This window comes from Streptomyces apricus, from assembly GCF_008369065.1.
GTDB classification, from domain to species: domain Bacteria; phylum Actinomycetota; class Actinomycetes; order Streptomycetales; family Streptomycetaceae; genus Streptomyces; species Streptomyces apricus.
On sequence record NZ_VDFC01000117.1, the window covers coordinates 1 to 4,271 of the forward strand.

Sequence of the window (4,271 nt, forward strand, 5' to 3'; positions counted from 1 at the left end):
GGACAAGGGGGCGCAGGGTTTGGCGGCGGACGTGGTGCGGGGCCCCGGTGGCCGGTCGTGGGACGGCCGGTCATGAGGCCGGTCGCGGAGGCCGGGGACGGCGGCCGGTGACTGGCGGTGGCGTTGGCGACCGGGACCGCGACCAAGGCCGGGACCGTGCGGCCGTGCCCCGCGTCCGGTCCGGGCGGGTGCGCCCGGTCAGGTCCACCGGCCGGATCCGCCGGTCTCGGTGCGGCCGGTCAGCCGGTGCAGGAGCGCGCCGCGGCGCACCTTCCCGGTGCCGGTGCGCGGCAGCAGGTCCCAGGTGAGCACCGTCGGCGGCTGCAGGGGCGGCAGACCGGCCACCGCCCGCCGCCACGCCTCCACCTCCAGGGCACCGTCCTCGGTGACGACCACGGGCAGCGGCGGCTGCCCGGGAACGGCGAGGACGACGACCTCCAGGGCCTGCGGCAGCCGGTCCTCCAGCAGGTCCTCGGTGCGCAGGCAGCTCAGCTGCGGGGTGCGGTCCACCTCGCGGTCCAGGAGTTCCACCGTGCCGTCGCGGTGGCGGATCCCGAAGTCGCCGGTGCTCCACCAGCGTCCGACGTGCTTGGCCGCCCACCGGTCGGCCTCGCCCGGATAGGTGAGGGCGCAGGCCGGGGTACGGGCCAGCAGGAGACCGGGGCGGCCGCGCGGGACGGGCCGCAGGGTGTCGGGGTCGACCACCCGCAGCCGTGTCCTGACGGGGACGGGCCGGCCCAGGTTGCGCGCACCGGCCCGGTCGCCCGACGGGCGGGCGGCGCGGCGGGTCGAGCGGCGGGTGTGGAAGCGGAAGGTCAGCGGACCGGTCTCGGTCTGCCCCCAGCCCTGCATCCACAGCGGTGCGCGGTGCCCGCTGGCCTCCAGGTAGGCGCGCAGGACGGGAGGGTGCACGGCGTCGTAGGTGCTGATGAACAGGCGTACGTCGCGGAAGGCGTGGTCCAGCCGCCGGGTCAGCGGCCGCAGCCGTACGTACGCGACGGGCAGCGCCTCGACCACGGTCGGCGGGCGGGCGCGCAGCAGCGGGTCGGCGGTGTCCGGGTCCGCCCTGCTGAGGATGGTCAGCGCGCGCGGGGCCAGGCACAGCACACTGGCGGTCCAGCAGAAGGTCCTGCCGTGCGCGAAGGCGCTGGCGTTGGCGAGGACGTCGTCGCGGCGCAGCCCGATCCGGGGGTAGCGCACGGTCTCGAAGCGGGCCAGTTTGCCGATGATGGTGCGGGTGGAGTGCACCACCAGTTTGGGCACGCCGGTGGTGCCCGACGTGTGGTGGACGACGAGGGGGTCGTCGTCGTGCCGGGACCGCGGCGCGGGCGCGTCGTGACCGCGCACGTCGTCCGGGCCGAGGGCGCCGGGCGCCGGGCCGTCCAGGGTCATGACCGTGCGGGCGAGCGCGCCCGGGTCGTGTCCCGCGCGGCGGCAGTGCTCCAGCAGGGCGGTGGTGGTCACCAGCAGCGCGGGCCGCAGCCGGTCCAGCAGGACCGCCAGGACGTGCGGCGCCAGGTGCGCGGACAGCTGGGCGGGCACCGCGCCGATCCGTACGGCGGCGCAGGCCAGCAGGTCGTAGTCCCAGTGGTTGTCCTTGACGATCGCCACCCGGTCGCCGCGGCCGGCTCCCGCGGCGGTCAGCCGGCCTGCCAGATCCCGTACCAGCACGGCGAGTTGCGGCACGGTGTAGTCGGTTCCCCGCTCGGGCGCGAGATCGAAGGGGCGGTCCAGGTGGACGCGGGTGGCGGTGCCGCGGTCGGCGCACCGGTCGAACAGGACGCCCATGTCATGGGGTTTCACGATGCCGTCTCCTGACTCCGCGGTGCGGGGCGGCCGGTGCGCGCGGGCAGCCGGGCCAGGACGCGGGAGGCGGCGAGGGCGCCGGAGCGCACCGCCCCCTCGCTGGAGGGCCGCAGCATCACCCAGTCGCCGGCGTACTCCACCGGGCGCGGGCCGCGGGCCATGAACCGGGCCCGCAGTCCCAGGGCCCGCGGGGTCGCCTCGGGCAGGCCGTGCGGGTGGGCGTGCACGAAGGACTGCCGGGTGGCCGCGTCCAGTCCGGGCACGTACCGCCGGGCCGCCGCGGTGAGCCGGTCGACGACCTCGGAGTGCGGCGCGCGCAGCAGGTCGGGGAGGGTGCGGGCGTCGGCCATCAGGGTCAGCAGGCCCTTGCCGGCCGGGGCCCGCCGCGGGTTCTTGACGTGGTCCACGACGACGCAGGACAGCACCGGGTCCTCGGCCCGCGGGGTGAGCAGCAGGTACGACGGGCGGTCGCAGACCGGGGCGAGCGGCCGGTCGAGCAGGCAGCTGACCTTCAGGGCGGGGGTGAAGGTGGAGGCCGCGAGGTAGGCGGCCGCGTCCGGGTCCGGGTCGGTGTGCAGCCGGGCGGCGACGGGGGCGGGCACGGCCAGCACCGCGGCGCGGGCGGTGACCACCCCGTCGTCCAGGTGCAGTCGTACGGTGCCGAGGCCGTCGGTGACCCGGCGGACCGCGCGGCCGGTGACCACGTCGAGTCCGTCGGCCAGGCGGCGGGCCAGCAGGTCCATCCCGTCGCGGTAGGTGCGCCAGTCGGCCGGGGGCCCCACCGCCAGCAGCAGGGCGACCAGCGGGGCGGCGGCGGAGCGCTCGGTGTCCCAGCCGAAGAAGCTGCCGCACAGCGGCTGGAGGAGGTAGTCGTGCAGGTCCCGGTGGTAGTGGCCGGCCAACTCCGCCACCGTGGCCGCGCCCAGGGGCGTGTGCTCGGGGTGGTCGTCGTCGAAGGCGCCGCGGCGGCGGGAGCTCCAGAGCAGCAGCCTGGCCAGGTCGACGCGGGCCCGGGGGGACAGGCCGGCGCCGGTCAGCGGCGCGCGGCGGTCCGCGGCGCCGGGGKGGTTGCGGTCGCCGCGGCGGACCGCGACGCAGGCGCCGATGCGCGGCACCTCCTCGGGCGGCACACCGAGCCGGGCCAGCAGCTCCCAGGTGGCGCGGTAGCCCCGCGACGAGATCTGCTCCGCGCCGGTGTCGACGGTGTAGCCGTCGTGGCGGAAGCTGTGCATGCGTCCGCCGGCGTGCGGTTGCTCCTCGTAGACCCGCACCGCCAGTCCGGCGCGGCGCAGTTCGTGCGCGGCGGTCAGCCCGGCGACGCCGGCCCCGACCACGGCGACGTCCAGCTCCGGTGTCATGTGCCGCCTCCCGACGCGGAGTTCGGGGCCCAGTGCAGGGCGGCGGCCAGCAGGTTCGCGCCGATCAGCAGGACGGTGGCGACCCGGTGCACCACGAAGCCGCGCCTGCGGGCCTGCATGATGTCGCCCTCGGCGCCGCCCGGCGGGAAGCCGATGAGGTACTGCCGTACGCGCAGCACGGTCACCGGTGCCATCCACAGCACGAACCACCACGGGGCGAGCCCGGTCGCGGAGGCGAACACCGCGGTCGCGCACTCCGCGGCCGACAGCACCCCGACGAACACGGCGTTGCCCCGCGGGGTGGTCACGGCGGCCACCGTCAGCCGGCCGGCCTCGCGGTCCCCGTCGACGTCGTTGGTGTTGGAGTAGACCCCGAACAGCAGCGGGCCGAACCCGAACAGCACGCCCTGCACCAGGACGAACCCGCTGAAGGAGCCGGTGACCAGACCGTACGGCGCGATCACCAGGGCGGCGCCGAGCCCGGCCAGGAACACCTCCTGGAACCCGCGGTAGCTGATCTGCAGACCGTAGGAGTACTGCAGCGCGACGGCGAACACCACCCCGGTCAGCACCAGCGTCCACAGCGGGCGGTGCGGGGCGAGCGCCGCGGCCGCGCCCCACAGCGCGGCGCCGGCCGCCGCGGTGACACCGGCGAAGCCGAGCGCCTCGCGGGGGGTGAGGGTGCCCGCGACGAGCGGTTTGCGCAGCCGTTTGCGGCGGGGGTGGTCCGGGCCGTAGTTGCGGGCGTCGCTGCCGTCGCGGAAGCCGGTCACGTCGTCCAGGGCGACCATGGCCATGACGACGAAGACCTCGCCGAGCAGGAACAGCGCCAGCGTCAGGGCGACGGGCGCCAACTGTCCCGCGGACGTCAACTGCCCCGCGCGCAGGGCCTGTACGGCGGGCGGTGCCACCACGGCGACCACCACCGCCATGCTCAGGTAGTAGTCGTACACGTCGAGCTTGCCCAGCCGGGCGTAGCTGCGGACCTTGGACTCGGGCCGGACGCGGCCGAGCGAGGGGAGTGCCGCGGGGACGGGGTGGGAGTGGTCGGTCATGGGTGCTGCCTTTCCTCGGGCCGGTGGGAGACGGCCGCGGGCAGTACGGGAC

Annotated in this window: 3 protein-coding genes; all 3 read right to left on the reverse strand. The window is 76.3% G+C overall.

The features are described 5' to 3' along the window. Window positions 1-198 precede the first annotated feature (198 nt). Genes FGF04_RS38200 through FGF04_RS38210 form a run of 3 tightly spaced genes read right to left on the reverse strand, consistent with a single transcriptional unit; the run spans window position 199 to window position 4,219 of the window. Window positions 199-1,803, reverse strand: a complete 1,605-nt coding sequence (locus tag FGF04_RS38200) for a class I adenylate-forming enzyme family protein (protein WP_235882725.1) — start codon at window positions 1,801-1,803, stop codon at window positions 199-201. Further along, window positions 1,800-3,164 (reverse strand): NAD(P)/FAD-dependent oxidoreductase, encoded by a 1,365-nt coding sequence (locus FGF04_RS38205; RefSeq protein WP_149515985.1) that lies wholly within the window; start codon window positions 3,162-3,164, stop codon window positions 1,800-1,802. The genes FGF04_RS38200 and FGF04_RS38205 overlap by 4 nt, the downstream gene beginning before the upstream one ends. After that, window positions 3,161-4,219, reverse strand: coding sequence for a UbiA family prenyltransferase (locus FGF04_RS38210; protein ID WP_149515986.1), 1,059 nt, complete (start codon window positions 4,217-4,219; stop codon window positions 3,161-3,163). The genes FGF04_RS38205 and FGF04_RS38210 overlap by 4 nt, the downstream gene beginning before the upstream one ends. Between the last annotated feature and the right edge of the window lie 52 nt (window positions 4,220-4,271).

Bases quoted from the DNA above. Each gene is read 5' to 3' on its own strand.
- FGF04_RS38210 (WP_149515986.1), bottom strand. From the start codon at position 4,219: ATGACCGACCACTCCCACCCCGTCCCCGCGGCACTCCCCTCGCTCGGC.